Here is a 19,422-nt window from a genome sequence, read left to right on the forward strand (position 1 = left end):
TTCTAAAAGATTCGAAAAGAAATATCGATTTACCGGCAAAAAACGATACTAACTTTTCTTTATTACTAAATCAACTCCACTCAGCTCCATGATCGCGAATAAACTTCATATCTTTCTCGTAATGCTCTAGATGTCCTTCATCAATCATTCTTTGGAAATTCAAGTCGCCTTCTTGTGCTTTTCGTTTCATATATGTACATAACCCTTCTAATCGAAGCAACACCATTCCTAAGTAATCTTCATCCATATTTTTATCATAGGACTGAACGAACAAATTCATTCTCTCTTTAATACAATCTGCATGTTGCGATGAGTCATAATGAACGGCTTCACCGGATTCTGTATAATACACTCTACTTAAAGGCACACAAGTATAGAGTGTATAAGCGATATCCCATAGTCTTGGACCAGGAGCAGCAACATCGAAATCAATAATCCCTACTGGCTTCTCATTATTAAAAATAATGTTATATATGGCAAAATCATTGTGACATAAAACCTCAATGTTATTTGGAGTATGATCCATCGGTTTCCAATCATCTAATAACGGAAAATCACTTACAGCATCATGGTAAAGGCGGAGCATCTTTGCGATTTCTTTTAATACATCATTAGATCGCATATATTCTTTTAAAGGATAATTGCCAGCTTCTCCTTCAATAAAGGATAAAATCTCTCTATCCTTTTCATCTACACCTAAAAACTTTGGAGCATAATGAAATCCTTTGTTTTCTAAATGTTGTAATAGCTTATGAATCTTTTCACTGCCTGGCTTTAACTCTCGCCGAACAGTATTTTCAGAACGATATACGCTTGAGACGTTTCCCCCTGTTAGCCTTTCTTCTTTAGCGTAGTTTGACATGTGAAAATTCCCCCTATAATTAAAAAATCCAATTCCAAATAGTGAATAGACCAACAATGGCAGAAAAGAGAAGGGAAGCAAGCAATGCTAGACAGCCAAAAGGGACTAGCTTATCTTGCCATGTTTCTTTATACTCATAAATTAACTCCTCTGCTACTTTCTTCTGCACTGAAGATAAAGGTTGCTCTTTATACAAACTTTTTATATGGTTAGAATCGCCTTTAAACTTTAAAGCACGTGCAATATGATGAGGACTATTTCCCATTGATTTTTCAAATAATAAACATGATTCATGCATTATGTCTGTTTTATGCTCCTCTAGATACCAGTAACGTCCAGCCATTTCTGGATATTGTAATGTATAATAAATATCTCCGAGTTGTTTTCGAAGATGTAATTCATTTGGGTATGTAAAGATGAGGCCGTGCAATCTGTCTCTTGCTTTTCCAAGATTATTATTTTCAATATCCTCTTCGATTCTTTTTAATGTTTTTCTAGGAATTTTATTGTTCATAAATTCCTCCTTATTTGGAATAGAGATAATTATATTTTATAAGAAATACTAAAAATTAGAAATTCCATTTTAGAAAAAGATTGTACATTTTATTTTAATGTGCTATGATGATGTCAGTTGAATAGTTAAATTAAGCAATCCATATGTTATCAAGTGCTGAAAACGAACGAGAAAAAGTATGTGAGAACTAGTTTATGTTTCGTATTTGATAATGTGTGGATTCTTTTTTTAGACAGGAAGACTAAAAAATTTAAAATTTGTATTTTCTTAGGAGGAAATAATTATGGCAGTAACAGGACAAGTAAAATGGTTTAACAACGAAAAAGGCTTCGGTTTCATCGAAGTTCCAGGTGGAAACGACGTATTCGTACATTTCTCTGCAATCGAAACTGACGGTTTCAAATCTCTAGAAGAAGGTCAAAAAGTTAGCTTCGAAATCGAAGACGGTAACCGTGGACCTCAAGCTAAAAACGTAATCAAACTATAATTTTATAGTTGATGATAAAAAAAAGGATGGCTAATGCCATCCTTTTTTTAGGTTGTGGAGAAAATTTTTCCAGAGCCTGTTTTTATATGTAAATCTCTTTTTTTATGTTAAAACTGGTAAAAAATTATCGGAAATGCGTATTAGTTTCTGTAGAAGAGTTAGTTCAGCAAGAGTATTTGCTGCGTATGATAGTAAATAACTATAAATTTGTTTTCTCTGTTGAAATGGGGAAATCTTTTCTAGATAGACCTTGAGTAACATCTTTTTTGTTAGCATTGTTGTTGGAATTTTGTACGTTTTGAGATGATGTTTCTAACAGTTGTTCTTGTTCCTTACTAGGGGTATTCAGAGCATCTGAGGGAATGCTATTAACCTGCTGACTTAATAGATTTTCTTTATCCATAGTATACAGCTCCTTTTTGGAATTCGATAAAAAGCAATATAATTATAAATAGCCACTTATATATATTGTGTTTTTGAATGAAATTATATACAAAACTTATATTACAAAGTTAACTAATTAACGAATTGTTAGTGATGGATAAAGATGTACAAATTTGAAGTGTTTAATAAAAATTAAAAGCGGGTAACAAGTACAAATACTCTTTCTCATGTTTTATATAAGGATCATATTACAAATCAAAAAAGATGTAGAGAACCTTGAAAGAAAATATAGTTTTTTTAGGGTGAAGAAGAATAAATAAAATGATACTACAAATGTAAAAAGGCATTCCATAAAGGAAGGCCTTTTATTGTTCTTGCCCTGATTTTTTCTTCTCACGTTTTTTACATTCTGGACATTTTGATTTACGAAACGGTTTAGCAAAGAATAGCAGAATGAAAAATAAACCGAATATAATACTAGCTGAGTTTTTCACGATAATGACGCTGCTATTTTTCATTTGAATCGATGGTTGGATCTCTTTTTCCTTCATAGTGGCCCTCCATATATTGGATTTACATTTTAATTATAGCAAAGTTAATTGTTTTCATGATGTGAAAATAGGAAGGGATAATAAATATTTATAGGTAGTATAAATGCTGTTTTTATAACTTTAAAATTAAATCATTACTATATCGTGATTTTTTTATTTAACAAATGTTTGATAAATGATAAAAAATTGTAAAAAAGCGGAACTTGTAAGCTATTTCCTTTTCATAGATGCTAAAATTGTATATGCAGCTGCTAATATAAATGGAAAAAAGGAGATAATGGAGTATGGAAAGTAAAGTGGAACGCTATGTCGAAAATTATGTTGTAACGAAAAATACGATGGCCTTACTTCCTGTTATTCTAAGTGAAAAGAAAATTGTTACGCGAGTCGTTGAAATGAATGATTCTTTTTTCGTATTTCAAAAACCTCTAGATATTATAGAAAGAAGTTGCCGCAAGCATGGCTCTAGTTTCTTAGGCAGAAAAGAAGGAACGAAAGAGTTAACTCATATTACACATAAAGCACCGATTGCGATTAGTCCAGCAGATCAACTTTATTTTTTCCCTACCTATTCTTACTCTAGAAAAGAGTGCGCTTGGTTGTCTCATTTTTATATTGAAAGTAATAAAGAATTAAAAGATGGAAATCTTATTATTAGATTTATAAATGGCTTTGCTGTGAAATTAGAAATATCAAAAACTAGTTTTGAAAATCAACAAAATCGTACAGCGAAATTACGTACTGAATATGAAGATCGTAGGAAAAAACAAGGGAGCCCTTGTTTTAAAGAGGTTGATAAAAAAGAGGAATCAACATTAAGACCCGCTTATGAGAGTGTGTATTTTGTGAAAGAAGGCGAGGTGTGAAAGAATGGGGGAATCCCCATTCTTTTTTTGTTTATCCCGTTATTTGTGGGCAGTAAGACCCCCACCTCAAAATTCAGCGAAAGCAAAAAAGTTAGGTGGGGGTCGGGCTGTATAGATAAAGCGATATATTTAGAAAATCACCAGTGTAATTTCATTTACCGATAAAAAATCGGAAAACCATCTAAATAACAAAACGAACGACATGTCCTGTCGAATATTGATAGATTATCATAGCTAAATAATGAAGGAATTCTTATGAAAGATATGGAAACTTTAATAAATGCATCTCCATATGTCGTATCTACCATTTCCTCTTTCATATAAGCGATGATACAGTAGGGATAGTATTTAGAGTAAAGGGGTAAAGTGTAGAATGGATTTTCAGACAATCAAAGAGTATTTTTCACCAGAAAATATGGATCATATTGTTGAGAGTTATAAAGCGTTCGGACCACTTCTTGGTATTGGTTTACCGATGATAGAGGCGTTGATTCCAGCATTACCGCTTATCGTATTTGTACTGGCGAATGCTGTTGCATTTGGCTTTTGGATCGGTTTTCTTTATTCATGGCTTGGATCAGTAATGGGTGCATTACTTGTCTTTTTCATCATCCGCCATTTTGGTCGCAGTCGTTTCTTTTCGTTTGTAAATAAGCATGAGAGAGTACGAAAAGCAATGGGGTGGATTGAAAGGAAAGGATTCGCACCGATTTTTGTTATATTTTGTTTTCCGTTTACACCGTCAGCGCTCATAAATGTTGTCGCTGGTTTATCCCGAATTAGTGTAAAACAGTTTGGTCTAGCGTTAGCATTCGGAAAACTTGTGATGATTTTTATTTTAACGTATATCGGTCATGATTTAATGTCATTTATTCATAACCCGGTGAAATCAGTCATTGTAGCGATTGGTATTTTTATTTTATGGTATGTCGGTAAGAAAATCGAAGTAAAGTTAGAACTACATTAAGAATAGTCTTCTTTGTAAAGGAAAGCTTCAGTATTAAAGGATAAGGGGAGAAGCAGATGAAGAAAACTTTGAAAAAAGAAGGCATAGAGTGGATACGAACAATTTTAATTGGTGTATTATTAGCTGTATTTTTTCGAACGTTTTTCTTTTCAACGTATGTTGTAGAGGGGAAGTCAATGATGCCGACATTGCAAGATGGCAATATGCTCGTTGTAAATAAGGTGAGTTATCAAGTTGGGGACTTGAACAGATTTGATGTTGTGGTGTTTCATGCGAATAAAAAAGAGGACTATGTAAAGCGAATTATCGGTTTACCTGGAGATCATATTGAATATAAGCATGATAAGTTATATATAAATGGACAATTTATTGATGAGCCGTATCTAGAGAAGTATAAGAAAGAGATAAATGGAAGGCAACTAACAGGCGACTTTACATTAGAAGAGTTAACGAAAGAAAAGCTGGTGCCACCCGGGTTTATTTTTGTAGTAGGTGATAACCGGCTCGGGAGCTGGGATAGTAGACACTTTGGCTTTGTAAAAGCTGATACAGTCGTCGGTAAAGTTGATTTGCGATATTGGCCAATTCAAGAGGTACAAACGAATTTTTCAAAAGGTTGATATAATGAAGTAGAAGTATAGAAAAGACAAACAACTCAGTTTGTCTTTTTTCGTGTACTATAATACAATTATAGTAGCAAACTAACGTTCGTTATGTAAGTGAAAGGTGGGGTTACATGTCACTTCGATTTGTGATTGGTAGAGCGGGAAGTGGAAAAAGTACACTTTGTTTACGTGAAGTGCAAGAAGAGTTAAAACAGCGCCCGAGAGGGAAAACAATATTATATCTTGTGCCAGAACAGATGACATTCCAGACGCAGCAGGCGTTAATTGGAAGTGAGGATGTAAGAGGTTCTATTCGGGCACAAGTTTTTAGTTTTTCACGATTAGCGTGGAAGGTGCTGCAAGAAGTTGGCGGAGCGAGTCGTCTTCATATTGATGAAGCTGGTGTACATATGTTACTCCGTAAAATTGTAGAGTCTCGTAAAGATGGATTATCGGTGTTCCAAAAAGCAGCGGAGCAAAATGGTTTCTTTGAACATCTTGGCAGTATGATCGCGGAGTTTAAACGTTACAATGTAACGCCATCTAACGTATATGAAATGTGGCAACAATTAGATGCGCATAGTAGCAGTGCCGAACAAAAGTTACTAGCGAATAAAGTGTATGATTTACAGTTACTATACGATGATTTTGAACGTGCTTTAATTGGAAAATACTTAGATTCAGAAGACTACCTGCAATTGCTAGTGGAAAAGCTTCCGCAGTCTGAATATGTAAATGGTGCGGAAATTTATATAGATGGATTTCATTCATTCTCCCCGCAAGAGTTAGAGATTGTAAGACAGCTTATGATTTGCGGAGCGAAAGTTACGATCACGTTAACGATAGATGAAAAAACGTTAGCACAGCCAGTAAATGAACTCGATTTATTTTATGAAACGACGTTAACGTATGAAAAAATAAAACAAGTAGCGCGTGAAGAGAAAATAGAAATTGAAAAAACAATTCCACTTATGGAACAGCCGCGTTTTCATTCTCCAGCATTAGCGCATTTAGAAGCTCATTATGAAGCGCGTCCGAATGAAAAATTTAACGGTGAAGCGAGTGTAACGATTAGTACAGCTGCGAATTTACGAGCGGAGGTAGAAGGTGTTGCTCGTGAAATTCGTAAACTTGTTGCGGACGAAAAATATCGTTACCGAGATATTGCAGTGCTTCTTCGTAATGGGGAAAGTTATTACGATGTGATGCGAACGTTATTTACAGATTACAATATCCCGCACTTCATCGATGAAAAGCGCCCGATGTCACACCACCCATTGGTAGAATGTATTCGTTCTGCACTCGAGATTATTAGTGGGAATTGGCGTTATGATGCGGTGTTCCGCTGCGTGAAAACAGAGCTTTTATATCCATTAGACGTAAGAAAAGAAACGATGCGTGAAGAAATGGATGAATTTGAAAATTACTGTTTAGCGTACGGTGTACAAGGAAAGAGATGGACTTCAGAGGATCCATGGATGTATCGTCGTTATCGTTCTCTTGATGATACGAACGGGATGATTACAGACAGTGAACGTGAAATGGAAGAGAAAATAAATAGACTACGTGACGTTGTAAGAATACCTGTTATTCGCATGCAAAAAAGGTTAAAGCGTGCAGGAACAGTTATGCAAATGTGTGAAGCAGTTTACTTGTTTTTAGAAGAACTGGATGTTCCGAAGAAACTAGAAGAATTACGTATACGTGCAGAAGAAAGTGGAGATTTCTTATTTGCGACAGATCATGAACAAGTATGGGAAGAAGTAATGAGCCTTCTTGATACATTTGTAGAGATGCTTGGGGAAGAGAAAATGTCTCTTTCTATGTTTACTGACGTTATGTCGACAGGTCTTGAGGCACTTCAATTTGCTAACATTCCGCCGTCATTAGACCAAGTGTTAATTGCTAATATTGATCACTCCAGGTTATCTGACGTGAAAGCAACGTTTATTATAGGTGTAAATGAGGGTGTCATTCCAGCAGCACCTATGGATGAAGGTATGCTTTCTGATGAGGAAAGAGAAGTTCTTGGTGCGGCAGGGATTGAATTAGCGCCAACGACGAGACAAACTTTGTTAGAAGAACAGTTCGTTATGTATCAAATGGTAACGAGAGCATCTGAGAAGTTATACATTTCATGCCCGCTTGCAGATGAAGAAGGAAAGACGTTACTTGCGTCTAGCTTTATTAAGAAAATAAAAAGAATGTTCCCTAATGTGAAAGATTCATTTATTACGAATGATGTAAATGATTTATCACGTTCAGAACAAATTTCATATGTAGCAACGCCAGAAGTAACGTTATCTTACGTTATGCAGCAACTACAAACGTGGAAGCGATACGGATTTGAAGGAAATTTAGACTTTTGGTGGGACGTATATAATTTCTACGTAACTTCAGATGAATGGAAACAAAAAAGTAGCCGCGTCTTATCAAGTTTATTCTATCGAAATCGTGCGAAGAAACTAAGTACAGCAGTAAGTAGAGATTTATACGGAGATATAATTAAAGGAAGCGTCTCTCGTATGGAACTATTTAATCGTTGTGCATACGCTCATTTTGCGCAGCACGGTTTATCGCTTAGAGAGCGTGATATTTTCAAGCTTGATGCGCCAGACATCGGCGAATTATTCCATGCGGCATTAAAGAAAATTGCGGACAAGTTATTGCGTGAAAACCGTACTTGGGCGGATTTATCCATAAAAGAGTGTGAGCATCTTTCTGTTTTAGTAATAGAAGAAATCGCACCGTTATTACAACGACAAATTTTATTAAGTTCAAACCGTCATTTCTATTTAAAACAAAAACTACAACAAATCATTTTCCGTACTTCAATCATTCTTCGTGAACATGCGAAGTCAAGCGGATTCGTACCAGTTGATTTAGAAGTGCCGTTCGGTATGGGTGGTACAGGATCACTTCCGCCGATGGAATTCTCATTACCAAATGGTGTGAAGATGGAAGTGGTCGGCCGTATTGACCGTGTTGATAAGGCAGAAGATGAAAACGGGACGTTCTTACGTATTATTGATTATAAATCAAGTTCAAAAGCGTTAGATTTAACGGAAGTGTATTACGGATTAGCACTTCAAATGTTAACGTATTTAGATGTCGTTACTTCGAATGCACAGACGTGGATGAAAAAAGGCCACGCAGCATCACCAGCTGGTGTATTGTATTTCCATATTCATAACCCAATCGTTGAGATGAAAGGTGACGCATCTGAAGCTGAAATTGAAAAAGAAATTTTAAAGAAATTTAAAATGAAAGGACTCGTATTAGGAGATGCTGACGTTGTTCGTTTAATGGATAACAAACTTTCAACAGGGAGCTCAGATATTATTTCTGCTGGCCTGAAAAAAGACGGTAGCTTTAGTGCGCGTTCAAGTATTGCAAGTGAGCAAGAGTTTAACGTACTGCAAAAATATGTACACCATACGTTTGAAAATATCGGAAAAGATATTACAGAAGGTGTTATCGATATTGCTCCTTATAAAATGGGAAATAAAGCAGCATGTACGTTCTGTAACTTCAAGTCTGTTTGTCAATTTGATGAGTCACTTGAAGATAATCAGTTCCGATCGTTAAAAGATATGAAAGATAGCGAAGCGATGGAGAAAATAAGAGAGGAGGTTGGCGGAGAATGATAGAAAATTGGCCTAAAAAACCAGAAGGTAGTCAATGGACAGATGACCAGTGGAAAGCTGTTGTAGCGAGCGGGCGTGATATTTTAGTTGCGGCTGCAGCTGGATCAGGTAAAACAGCAGTATTAGTTGAACGTATTATTAAAAAGATTATTAATGAAGAGAATCCAGTCGATGTCGACCGCCTGCTCGTTGTAACATTTACGAATGCAGCAGCGCAAGAGATGAAAAACCGAATCGGGGAAGCGTTAGAAAAAGTATTAATTGATGAACCAGGCTCTCAACACGTAAGAAAGCAGCTGAGCCTATTAAATAAAGCTTCCATTTCAACAATTCACTCATTCTGTTTACAAGTAATTAGAGGATATTACTACATGCTTGATGTTGATCCTCGTTTCCGTATTGCGAACCAAACAGAAAATGAATTGTTAAAAGAAGAAGTGCTAGATGACATATTAGAAGAAGAGTACGGAATCGAAGATAATACAATTTTCTTTGAACTTGTTGATCGTTATACGAGTGACCGTAGTGATGATGACTTACAACGTATGATTTTAGCGCTTCATACAGAGTCAAGAGCGCATCCAAATCCGGAAAAATGGCTTGATAAATTAGTAGAAGCATATGACGTAGAAGGAAAGACAATTGAAGATTTAGTATATGCTTCTTATTTATTAGAAGATGTGAAATTCCAGCTTGAAACAGCGGAACAGCATATTCGTAAGGCAACTGAACTCGCGATGCTTCCTGACGGTCCAGCGCCTCGCATTGAAACCCTGCAAGCAGATGTAGCATTACTTGGAACGCTATCATCAGCTGCTCGTGAGTCGTGGACAAGTTTGTATGAAGCGATGCAAAACGTATCGTGGCAAACGTTAAAGCGTATTAAGAAAAGTGATTACAATGAAGATGTTGTAAAACAAGTAGACTCTCTTCGTAATAAAGCGAAAGATGAAGTGAAGAAATTACAAGAAGAGTTATTTAGCCGCAAACCTGAAAGTTTCTTACGAGATTTTCAAGATATGCACCCAGTATTAGAAAAGCTTGTTCAACTTGTAAAAGTATTTACAGAGCGTTTCCAAGCGATGAAGCGAGATAAAGGAATGGTCGATTTCACAGATTTAGAGCATTTCTGTTTACAAATTTTAAGTGAACAAAGTGAAAATGGTGAAATGAATCCTTCAGCAGTAGCGCTTCAATATCGTAATAAATTTGCTGAAGTGTTAGTCGATGAATATCAAGATACGAACTTTGTACAGGAATCCATTATTAAATTTGTAACGAAAGATTCTGAGAGTGAAGGAAACTTGTTCATGGTTGGCGACGTAAAGCAGTCAATTTATCGTTTCCGACTAGCCGAACCAGGCTTATTCCTAGGAAAGTATAAACGCTTTACGCAAGAAGGATCGGGCGGCGGAATGAAGATTGACTTAGCGAAAAATTTCCGTAGTCGTCATGAAGTGCTAGCAGGAACGAACTTCATCTTCAAACAAATTATGGGCGAAGAAGTTGGGGAAATCGATTACGATGCTGACGCTGAATTAAAGCTAGGTGCTAGCTATCCAGAAGGTGAAGATGTAGCGGCAGAGCTATTATGTATTCAGCAAACGGAAGAAGAAGTAATAGACGGTGAAGAAGGTGCAGAAGTCGAAAAAGCACAGCTAGAAGCTCGTCTTATGGCGCAGCGTATTAAAGCGATGGTTGATTCAGGTTATGAAGTGTATGATCGTAAAACGGATAGTATGCGCCCTGTACAATACCGTGATTTCGTTATTTTACTCCGCTCGATGCCGTGGGCGCCGCAAATTATGGAAGAGTTAAAATTGCAAGGAATTCCAGTATATGCTGACCTTGCGACGGGTTATTTTGAAGCGACAGAAGTAAATATTATGATGAACGTATTCCGCGTTATTGATAATCCGATGCAAGATATTCCGCTTGCAGCTGTACTTCGTTCACCGATTGTGGGACTAAATGATGAAGACCTTGCGACGCTTCGTGCTCATGGGAAGAAAGGGTCATTTTATGAAGTAATGAGCTCGTTCTTAAAAGGAGCACCGCTTGAAGAAGAGCAAGAACTTCATGATAAATTAGAGTGGTTTTATAATTTACTGCAAGGATGGCGTGAATTTGCCCGTCAACAATCCCTTTCTGATTTAATTTGGAAAGTGTACGGTGAGACAGGTTATTACGACTTCGTTGGCGGTTTACCAGCAGGAAAGCAAAGACAAGCAAACTTACGCGTACTATATGACCGTGCAAGACAATATGAAGCAACATCATTTAGAGGATTATTCCGCTTCTTACGTTTTATTGAACGTATTTTAGAACGCGGTGATGATATGGGTACGGCGAGGGCTCTCGGTGAACAAGAAGACGTTGTTCGCATTATGACGATTCATAAAAGTAAAGGGTTAGAGTTCCCAGTTGTATTTGTAGCTGGACTCGGTCGTCGTTTTAATACACAAGACTTAATGAAACGTTTCTTATTGCATAAAGATTTCGGTTTCGGTTCGCAATTTATCGATCCGCGTAAACGAATTAAATATACAACATTATCACAGCTTGCGATTAAGCGTAAAATGAAAATGGAATTAATTGCGGAAGAAATGCGCGTACTATACGTAGCATTGACGCGTGCGAAAGAGAAGTTAATTTTAATCGGCACAGTTAAGGATGCAAATAAGGAAATGGAAAAATGGCTTGATGCGAGGGAACATAGTGAATGGTTATTACCAGATCACATACGTGCTGGAGCGTCTTGTTATTTAGACTGGATTGCACCTTCATTATATAGACACCGTGATAGTGAAATGCTTCTTGAATTAGGACAAGGAAGTATTCCAGATGAAATTTACGGGTATGACACTAGCTGGAAAGTAGAAGTTGTGGACGGTAACACGCTACTTGCACCAGAGCCAGTTCAAGAAGAGAAACAAGAATTGTTAGAAGCGCTTCGTGAGAAAAAGGCTGTTCCCCTGCAAAGTGAACGGAAAGAAGAAGTGTACGACAGATTAATGTGGAAGTACGGATATGAGGATGCGACATCTCATCGTGCGAAGCAATCTGTTACAGAAATAAAGAGAAATTATCAATCTGAAGAAGGTAGCGATAACGCCTTTATTAAAAAACTACGTGCACCAATTAAAACACGTCCGCGCTTTATGGAGAAAAAAGGGTTAACGTACGCAGAGCGTGGAACAGCAGTCCATGCCGTTATGCAGCATGTAGATTTGAAGAAACCGATTACGGCCGAAACGCTACAAGAACAAATCGCGGGAATGGTAAATAAGGAATTATTAACATTCGAGCAGGCGGAAGAAATAGCAATTGAAAAAGTAATTTCATTCTTTGACAGTGACTTAGGTAAAAGGGTATTAGCGGCAAAAAGTGTAGAGCGTGAAGTACCATTTACGATGATGCTTGCAGCAGAAGAAGCATATCAAGATTGGCAAGGGAAGAGTGAAGAAACGATTCTTGTTCAAGGGGTTATCGACTGCATGATTGAAGAGGAAGATGGCATTACGTTAATCGACTTCAAAACAGATACGATTGAAGGGAAATTCCCAGGCGGATTCGAACAAGCAAAACCAATTTTAGAAGATCGATATAAAGTGCAACTTTCGTTATATGCAAAAGCACTCGAAAAAAGCTTACAACATCCTGTGAAAGAGAAATGTTTATATTTCTTTGATGGGAATCACGTTGTAAATATTGAAGAATAGAGGGGCTTGAAAATGGTAACGGAAAAAACGTTAAGAACTTGTGAACAGGGACACGAGTATTATAAAAGTAGCGATTGTCCAACTTGCCCAACCTGTGAGAAAGAGAGAAAACCAAAAGAAGGTTTTCTCTCTCTTCTTTCAGCACCAGCAAGAAGGGCATTAGAACACCATGGAATTCAAACTGTAGAAGAACTCTCAAAATATAGTGAAAAAGAAATTTTAAAATTGCATGGTATGGGACCTGCGTCTTTGCCGAAGCTTAGAAAGGCTTTGGAGGAGAGCGGGTTATCATTTAAATAAAACGAAATAGTGTCTCTTCACTACTTACTTGTTTATACTACTATTTGTGGACAGTAAAGCTCTTGCTTATTAAAATTTCATTTTAATAATTTTGAATTAGATAAAAGAAAAAAGTAGGAGAATATCTCCTACTTTTTTTACGCTGTTCCAATCTGATCTTGATCTGCCACATCAGAATCAAACGTATTTGTTGCACTAACACCGCTAAAAGTATTCACAACAAACCCAACATTGGAAGCTCCAGATCCATTATAGGCTTTCGTGTTTTCTTTCGGAGACACGTTATAAAAATCTCCTAAGTTGAAAGAGCCGTTACTGTTTTGAACGACGAGATTTCCTACAACCGAAGGCATACCATCCACCTACTTTACTAAGCTTTTTAATTACTATATGAATTATTGTGCGGAAGGTTCATCCGTAATATATTGGCGGATTTGCATAATACGAGAGTTATTAAAAACATAATCAACATTTCCAATTTGAAAGCAACCAGAATTTAAAAGTGTCCGTAATTCAACGTTATTAACTTCAATAAAAGGGCATTCATTTACAATGTTTAATTTTACATCTGTCGTTCGTTTTGGAATTGTAATGTGTTCATCTGTAAAGATTTCAAAAGCATCAAAGCGACCTTCTCCCCGTATATAACAAGGAATTTCACGGTGGACGGCAATGGCTCTACTTTTTAATTCCATTTGGTTTGCATCTCCAACTTGAAATACGGCAGCAATCCCTAACGAAACAATAGAAACATTTTGGACAATAGACACATGATGCAACATAATTTTTCAGTCTCCTTAACCTGGAGTAGGAGGGACATCTGTTACTAATGGTACAAATGGACCCTCTGTAACTGTTTCAAATGGTGTATCGAGAATAGAAGATAGAATGAGGAGATTTGCATCTCCAATTAAAAAGAGTGCAGACGACGATACACCGTTCATTTTAATCTGCCCGACTTTTAACTCACGGTTTACAACGTTAAGGTTCATACATACTTACTCCTTTCGGAAATTTCCCGGTATGTGCTGAATAAAGGAGAGAAAGGCTTTGTCAATATCTTGTTTCATTGCCTGAATAATGATATCTCGTAAATAATCTGGATCTGTTGAAATACCTTCATGTGATTGAACTTGTGATAAATAATAAGGGAGTCGATGCTCCATCTGTTTTTTTATGTCATCCACCATCATTTGTCGATACATTTCATCAAGCGGTGTTCTCTCTTCTTGTTCAAAATGGAGAATACGATTATATGCTTCTTCATCTAAGTATCGATGCATTTCTTGGAGGATACCTTGATAAAAGTCTGGATTTGTTTCGGTTTCAGGATTTACCTTCAATGTTTCTGTATCCACTTGAAAATCTTCAATTTGTTGTCCTTTTGCTGAAAATGGGTTTAAACCAATATTTAAAGTACCATTTAAATTTTCGACTTTTAATTGATCGAATTTGTATTCCACTTTTCCTACAGAAGAGGAGGGGCGATTTTTTAATTCGTTAAGCTCTTCTTGGAGTTGGCGCACTTGATCTTCTAAATTCAGGATGGCTGCTTGTTGTGTTTGAAGAGCTTGTTGAAGTTGGTGTAAGTAAGTATATATATCTTGATTCATTTGTGAAACCTCCTTTTCAATAGGGAGGGTAAAAATATTCCTGCTATATATTTATGACAAGGATGTCTTAAGAAGAACTAGTTGATGGTTTGATAGAAATAATTTGTCCTTTTGCCTGTAATGGGCGAAGTGGCTCCGTAAATCCGCCCGTATTTGAAAATTTAGATAGTGCTTTAATACTTCCGGCAGTACCGATTTGGAATACAGAAGAGGTTGTAATGCTATCAATTTTAATACTGTTGATGATGATACTTTGGTTTACATAAAAATTCAATTCAATTGCCTCCTTTAAGTTGAGCCAATTATCGCTTGATCGATTACATCTGAATCGTTGACAGTCGTTGCACTTTGATAATTGTAGACAGAAACATTATCTCCAACGTTGAAAGAACCGGCCCCGGCGAAAGCACGTGAGTAACTAATAGGCCTAATCGCAAATACATCTCCAATATGAAAAATACCACTTGATCCAATATTGACGATACGAATATGTCCGACCATAGCTGGCATACAAAACACCCTTCGTTTTTAAAATTTTCTTTTCTACTATTGTATGGGCGTTTCCAATAAAATGTGTGTTTTTTTGAAATAAAAGAAACACACGCGTTATTGCGTGTGTGTGTTGAACGTTTGAGTAGGGTGTAAATCCGTATGTACATGACAAATTACATTTAAGAGCCTGTCCAGTTCTTGGCTACAATCCACTGTTCTTTGAGAAGTCATTCCATAGCGTTCAGCAAAATAGATCATTTTTTCACGTTTTTTTTCAATAGCTTGCTCAAACATTGAAATCGGCTCCATCTCTAAATGAAATTTTTAGTATATATGTAGTACATATTATACAAAAAAATCATAAAAAAGAAATGCCTTCGCTAAAAAAAGTAAAATTTCTACATTTTATGCTAAATAATGAATAAGTAACGAATAAGATGCGAGAAGAATATTGTAAAAATTAGCGTGCATGAGAAGGTTTTTTTCTTGCGGATGCGAATACAATTAAAGGGCATGAGTTTTAGGATGGAGAGTGGAAATATTGCGTTTTGTAACGGCGAAGAAAGAAGAAAAGGTATTTGTAGGTATTGTGGATGAAGAAGAAGAAAAGGTATTACACTTAAGAGAAGCGCAAAGACAAAAAGGGGAAAAGGTTACAATCCCTATTACAATGTTAGAGTGTATTGAAAGAGGGACTGAATGTTTTGAGAAAGTATGTGAAATTGTAAATTGGGCAAAAGAGAACGGGGAAGCGGCGTATTATCCGTTAACAGAGGTGAGAATATTAGCGCCGATTCCAAGGCCAAGAAAGAATATTTTGTGCGTTGGAAAAAACTATCGTGAGCATGCGGTAGAAATGGGCGGAGTAGAGTCTATTCCAGAAAATATAATGATCTTTACGAAAGCACCAACAACAGTTATTGGCATAAATGAGCAAATTAATGGTCACCCTCACGCAACGGACGAACTAGATTACGAAGGAGAACTAGCTATCATTATTGGTAAGCGAGGGAAGCAAATTAAAAAAGAAAAAGCGCTTGAGCATGTTTTTGGTTATACGATTATAAATGATGTAACAGCTCGAGACATTCAAAGAAAACATAAACAGTTTTTCCTTGGGAAAAGCTTCGATACATTTTGTCCGATGGGACCGTATTTAATTCATAAATCGGTGGTTGAAACGCCGAATGCATTACACATTGAAACGGTAGTAAATGGAGAAGTAAGGCAAACTTCCAACACAAATAAAATGATTTTTTCAATAGAAGAAATTATTTCAACGATAAGCAAAGGAATGACTTTAGAACCAGGCGATATTATCGCAACAGGAACGCCGGCTGGTGTCGGAAAAGGTTTTACACCACCGAAGTTTTTACATGCTGGTGATGAAGTGGTCATTACAGTGGAAAGAATTGGTACTTTGCGAAATGTAGTGAAATGAGAAAAGAGCTATCTTGTATAAAGATAGCTCTTTTCTATGGTCTCGGATTATAGAGATAATCGATAACGGCAAAAGTGTAAAGACCAATTAATGCAAGTGTACAAATGCCAAATAATATAACCGCAAGTGCGCTTTTTTCTCGTCCAAATCCAATAATAGTAAGAATAACAGCAGTCCAAAATGATGCTTTCAGTAGTGTGAGTGTAGTAGGAGTTGAGTAATGAAGCCATGTTGTGGAAAGTAGGAAACTAAAGAATGTAACTAAAATAAACGCTGTAGCTAAATAGTTAATATGTTTACCATATCTTAGTAGCATATCGCACCTCCTTTATGAATTTAAAATACAGAAAATTACAATTCTATCTTAATATAATTGAATATAAAAAGAAAGAGGTTGTCCCAACATGTTGGACAACCTCTCTATTATTACGATAATACAGCTTTAATTTTTTGGAATGCCCACTCTAAATCTTCTTCAGAGATTACTAGAGGTGGTGCGATACGAATTACGTTTTCGTGTGTTTCTTTACATAGTAGACCAGCTGCTTTTAGTTGTTCACAGTAAGGACGAGCTGGCTCGTTTAATTCGATACCGATGAATAAACCTTTACCGCGAACTTCAGTGATCATTGGGTTATCAATTTCTTTTAATTGCCCAACTAATTTTTCTCCTAATTGAAGAGAACGCTCTGTTAATTTTTCTTCTTCTAAAACTTCAAGAGCTGCGATAGAAACAGCACATGCAAGTGGGTTACCGCCGAATGTAGAACCATGAGAACCTGGCTCAAATACACCTAAAATGTCGCGGTTTGCTGCAACACAAGAGATCGGGAACACACCGCCACCAAGGGCTTTACCAAGTATGTACATGTCAGGAGTTACATCGTCCCAGTCACAAGCGAATACTTTACCAGTACGGCCTAAGCCTGTTTGGATTTCATCTGCTACGAATAAAACGTTTTCTTTTTTACATACTTCAAGAGCTTCTTTTAAGTAACCAGCTGGTGGGATGTTAATTCCTGCTTCACCTTGAATTGGCTCTAAAATGAATGCTGCTGTGTTTGGTGTAATTGCGGCTTTTAATGCTTCTAAATCACCGTAAGGAATTACAACGATGCCAGGAAGCATTGGACCGAATCCACGCTTGTACTCTTCATTTGAAGACATAGAAACAGAACCCATTGTACGTCCGTGGAAGTTATCTTCACAAACGATGATTTCAGCACGGTTTGCTTCTACTTTCTTCACATCATAAGCCCAGCGACGAACTGTTTTAATTGCAGTTTCAACAGCTTCAGCACCTGTATTCATTGGAAGTACCATTTCTTTATTAGTTAGTTTCGCAACTTTTTCGTACCAAGGACCTAATTGGTCGCTATGGAAAGCACGAGAAGTTAACGTAACACGATTAGCTTGGTCAATTAAAGCGTTAATAATTTTCGGGTGACGATGACCTTGGTTTACTGCAGAATATGCACTTAATAAGTCCATATAGCGGTTTCCTTCAGGATCTTCTACCCAAACACCTTCTGCTTTAGAAATAACGATTGGAAGTGGGTGATAGTTATTTGCTCCATATGTGTCTGTAAGTTCGATAATATCCTTAGTTTGAATCATGATTGTTCCCCCTTTTGTTATTACAAGAAGTTTGTAAATACTCTAAATATTATAGCATTTAAATGTAAAAAAGCGAAACATTTCCTGAAAATAAATGAACATGTTATCATATAGAGTGAAAAAGTGTGAAAAGAGGAGGTAAGGGATACGATGGTACATATGCATATTACAGCATGGGCGTTAGGTTTAATTTTATTCTTCGTTGCGTATTCACTTTATTCAGCAGGAAGAAAAGGTAAAGGTGTACATATGGGGCTTCGTCTTATGTACATTATCATTATTGTGACAGGTTTCATGTTGTACATGGGGATTATGAAGACTGCAACAAGTAACATGCACATGTGGTATGGTTTAAAAATGATAGCTGGTATTTTAGTTATCGGTGGAATGGAAATGGTTCTTGTGAAAATGAGCAAGAACAAAGCAACAGGGGCAGTTTGGGGGCTATTTATTGTTGCATTAGTAGCAGTATTTTACCTTGGACTGAAATTACCGATTGGTTGGCAAGTATTCTAATAAAGAAAATAAAACCACCTTATAATCTCAAAGACTTGGGAGCTAAGGTGGTTTTTACTTTTTATGTCGCATCGATATGTAACTCTTCTCCATTTACTTTCGTAAAACGGAACATGTTTTTATTGGATGTAGTGTGACGGACGAAATGATGCTGTAGTGTACAGATCATCTCTTCGTTATCAAACAAAAGAATATTTACTCCTTCGCGTGACTCCTCTTTCGGTAAGAAAGATAAATAATTATGACAATACATGCAATCATATAAAGAGTAGTGAAGTGATTGCAATGATTCGGTTAATAATGTGAACACAGAGTCAGGTAATTCCTCGAGCCATTCATTATAGCTAAGAAGTAATTTTTTTCGAATACGTATCATTTCCCCGTTTTGCAGGTGGTGCTGTTCGTTGGCGATTTGTAATATATCTTGTTCATAGAAACGAGCTGGTAGCCAGTTGTTGTTATATAAAATCTCAAAACCATCTTCGGCAATATCTTCTAATAAAAATGCTTCATCATTTTCATCATCAAAGAATACCCATTCATTGTTTATATATTCTACATTACCGACTGTATGAGCGCGGGGCTGGTTATATAAAATATGGTTACGTTGTATCATACATGATTTCTCCTTTATAAAAAGTAGTTATTCCTGTTATAGACAGTTCGTGCATTCTTTATAACTAGACACATCTAGACATAGGTGGGCATACAATAAAACACGTTTTACTGAGTGAGAATGCTATTCCATATGTGGATAGTAGGTTATCGTCAAGTTTTCCATTTTTTGATCCGCACTCTTAGGGTGGGGATTACTGCACGTTCAAGAAAAGAAATAAGA

At 36.5% G+C, this 19,422-nt stretch carries 23 protein-coding genes; 9 read left to right on the forward strand and 14 right to left on the reverse strand.

The genetic code is table 11. The features are described 5' to 3' along the window. Positions 1–70 precede the first annotated feature (70 nt). Positions 71–862 carry a phosphotransferase gene (locus tag ACS2FK_RS06705; protein WP_023521409.1) on the reverse strand — a complete coding sequence of 264 codons (792 nt, stop codon included), beginning with the start codon at positions 860–862 and terminating at the stop codon, positions 71–73. Between the two features lie 19 nt (positions 863–881). Then, entirely contained in the window at positions 882–1,376 is a 495-nt protein-coding gene (locus tag ACS2FK_RS06710) for a DUF6584 family protein (RefSeq protein ID WP_023521410.1), read from the reverse strand. 283 nt (positions 1,377–1,659) lie between these two features. On the opposite strand from ACS2FK_RS06710, the gene cspA reads away from it, so the two are divergent. Continuing rightward, entirely contained in the window at positions 1,660–1,863 is a 204-nt protein-coding gene (cspA, locus tag ACS2FK_RS06715; RefSeq protein ID WP_000301523.1) for an RNA chaperone/antiterminator CspA, read from the forward strand. A 199-nt stretch (positions 1,864–2,062) separates the two neighbouring features. Here the strand turns inward: cspA and ACS2FK_RS06720 are convergent, their stop codons facing one another. Next, entirely contained in the window at positions 2,063–2,266 is a 204-nt protein-coding gene (locus tag ACS2FK_RS06720; RefSeq protein WP_000356914.1) for a hypothetical protein, read from the reverse strand. Positions 2,267–2,612: 346 nt separating this feature from the next. Next, positions 2,613–2,798, reverse strand: coding sequence for a hypothetical protein (locus tag ACS2FK_RS06725; RefSeq protein WP_000659558.1), 186 nt, complete (start codon positions 2,796–2,798; stop codon positions 2,613–2,615). 284 nt (positions 2,799–3,082) lie between these two features. Here ACS2FK_RS06725 and ACS2FK_RS06730 point away from each other — a divergent pair, with 284 nt between their 5' ends. The 6 genes from ACS2FK_RS06730 to ACS2FK_RS06755 all read left to right on the forward strand — a co-directional run bounded on the left by ACS2FK_RS06730 (position 3,083) and on the right by ACS2FK_RS06755 (position 12,905). Continuing rightward, on the forward strand, positions 3,083–3,664 hold the full coding sequence (locus tag ACS2FK_RS06730; RefSeq protein ID WP_000444444.1) for a competence protein ComK: 582 nt from the start codon (positions 3,083–3,085) through the stop codon (positions 3,662–3,664). 373 nt (positions 3,665–4,037) lie between these two features. Beyond that, positions 4,038–4,631, forward strand: coding sequence for a TVP38/TMEM64 family protein (locus ACS2FK_RS06735; protein WP_000347515.1), 594 nt, complete (start codon positions 4,038–4,040; stop codon positions 4,629–4,631). 56 nt (positions 4,632–4,687) lie between these two features. Beyond that, the gene (gene lepB, locus ACS2FK_RS06740) at positions 4,688–5,251 is read left to right on the forward strand and encodes a signal peptidase I (protein WP_000751897.1); all 564 of its coding nucleotides are present in this window, start codon (positions 4,688–4,690) and stop codon (positions 5,249–5,251) included. Positions 5,252–5,367: 116 nt separating this feature from the next. Then, positions 5,368–8,883, forward strand: a complete 3,516-nt coding sequence (addB, locus tag ACS2FK_RS06745) for a helicase-exonuclease AddAB subunit AddB (protein ID WP_063546770.1) — start codon at positions 5,368–5,370, stop codon at positions 8,881–8,883. Beyond that, positions 8,880–12,605, forward strand: coding sequence for a helicase-exonuclease AddAB subunit AddA (gene addA / locus ACS2FK_RS06750; protein WP_063546772.1), 3,726 nt, complete (start codon positions 8,880–8,882; stop codon positions 12,603–12,605). The genes addB and addA overlap by 4 nt, the downstream gene beginning before the upstream one ends. Positions 12,606–12,617: 12 nt before the next feature. Then, positions 12,618–12,905, forward strand: coding sequence for an RNA polymerase alpha subunit C-terminal domain-containing protein (locus tag ACS2FK_RS06755; RefSeq protein WP_000255723.1), 288 nt, complete (start codon positions 12,618–12,620; stop codon positions 12,903–12,905). Positions 12,906–13,042: 137 nt separating this feature from the next. Here the strand turns inward: ACS2FK_RS06755 and gerPF are convergent, their stop codons facing one another. The 7 genes from gerPF to ACS2FK_RS06790 all read right to left on the reverse strand — a co-directional run bounded on the left by gerPF (position 13,043) and on the right by ACS2FK_RS06790 (position 15,304). Next, positions 13,043–13,258 carry a spore germination protein GerPF gene (gene gerPF / locus ACS2FK_RS06760; protein ID WP_001141570.1) on the reverse strand — a complete coding sequence of 72 codons (216 nt, stop codon included), beginning with the start codon at positions 13,256–13,258 and terminating at the stop codon, positions 13,043–13,045. Between the two features lie 42 nt (positions 13,259–13,300). After that, a complete protein-coding gene (locus tag ACS2FK_RS06765; RefSeq protein ID WP_063546774.1) occupies positions 13,301–13,687 on the reverse strand; it encodes a spore germination protein GerPE in 387 nt (128 codons plus the stop codon). A 15-nt stretch (positions 13,688–13,702) separates the two neighbouring features. Next, entirely contained in the window at positions 13,703–13,897 is a 195-nt protein-coding gene (gene gerPD, locus ACS2FK_RS06770; RefSeq protein WP_001052807.1) for a spore germination protein GerPD, read from the reverse strand. A gap of 6 nt (positions 13,898–13,903) precedes the next feature. Beyond that, entirely contained in the window at positions 13,904–14,518 is a 615-nt protein-coding gene (gerPC, locus tag ACS2FK_RS06775) for a spore germination protein GerPC (protein ID WP_063546776.1), read from the reverse strand. A gap of 67 nt (positions 14,519–14,585) precedes the next feature. Then, the gene (gene gerPB / locus ACS2FK_RS06780) at positions 14,586–14,792 is read right to left on the reverse strand and encodes a spore germination protein GerPB (RefSeq protein WP_001012508.1); all 207 of its coding nucleotides are present in this window, start codon (positions 14,790–14,792) and stop codon (positions 14,586–14,588) included. Between the two features lie 14 nt (positions 14,793–14,806). Next, the gene (gerPA, locus tag ACS2FK_RS06785) at positions 14,807–15,028 is read right to left on the reverse strand and encodes a spore germination protein GerPA (RefSeq protein WP_001111187.1); all 222 of its coding nucleotides are present in this window, start codon (positions 15,026–15,028) and stop codon (positions 14,807–14,809) included. Positions 15,029–15,124: 96 nt separating this feature from the next. Then, a complete protein-coding gene (locus tag ACS2FK_RS06790; protein ID WP_000462857.1) occupies positions 15,125–15,304 on the reverse strand; it encodes an aspartyl-phosphate phosphatase Spo0E family protein in 180 nt (59 codons plus the stop codon). Positions 15,305–15,551: 247 nt separating this feature from the next. On the opposite strand from ACS2FK_RS06790, the gene ACS2FK_RS06795 reads away from it, so the two are divergent. Next, positions 15,552–16,451 carry a fumarylacetoacetate hydrolase family protein gene (locus tag ACS2FK_RS06795; RefSeq protein ID WP_063546778.1) on the forward strand — a complete coding sequence of 300 codons (900 nt, stop codon included), beginning with the start codon at positions 15,552–15,554 and terminating at the stop codon, positions 16,449–16,451. A 34-nt stretch (positions 16,452–16,485) separates the two neighbouring features. Here the strand turns inward: ACS2FK_RS06795 and ACS2FK_RS06800 are convergent, their stop codons facing one another. Then, positions 16,486–16,767: a hypothetical protein gene (locus ACS2FK_RS06800; protein ID WP_000926859.1), complete on the reverse strand. Its 282-nt coding sequence runs from the start codon at positions 16,765–16,767 to the stop codon at positions 16,486–16,488. A gap of 110 nt (positions 16,768–16,877) precedes the next feature. Continuing rightward, positions 16,878–18,068 carry an ornithine aminotransferase gene (gene rocD, locus ACS2FK_RS06805; protein WP_000616660.1) on the reverse strand — a complete coding sequence of 397 codons (1,191 nt, stop codon included), beginning with the start codon at positions 18,066–18,068 and terminating at the stop codon, positions 16,878–16,880. Positions 18,069–18,218: 150 nt separating this feature from the next. Between rocD and ACS2FK_RS06810 the strand changes: the two genes are divergently transcribed. After that, positions 18,219–18,584, forward strand: a complete 366-nt coding sequence (locus ACS2FK_RS06810; protein ID WP_000233490.1) for a YisL family protein — start codon at positions 18,219–18,221, stop codon at positions 18,582–18,584. A gap of 61 nt (positions 18,585–18,645) precedes the next feature. Here ACS2FK_RS06810 and ACS2FK_RS06815 read toward each other — a convergent pair whose 3' ends face one another. After that, the gene (locus ACS2FK_RS06815; RefSeq protein ID WP_000616066.1) at positions 18,646–19,200 is read right to left on the reverse strand and encodes a DUF2777 domain-containing protein; all 555 of its coding nucleotides are present in this window, start codon (positions 19,198–19,200) and stop codon (positions 18,646–18,648) included. Positions 19,201–19,422 lie beyond the last annotated feature (222 nt).

This window comes from Bacillus cereus group sp. BceL220, from assembly GCF_051776965.1.
In the GTDB taxonomy this organism is placed as follows: Bacteria; Bacillota; Bacilli; order Bacillales; family Bacillaceae_G; genus Bacillus_A; species Bacillus_A cereus.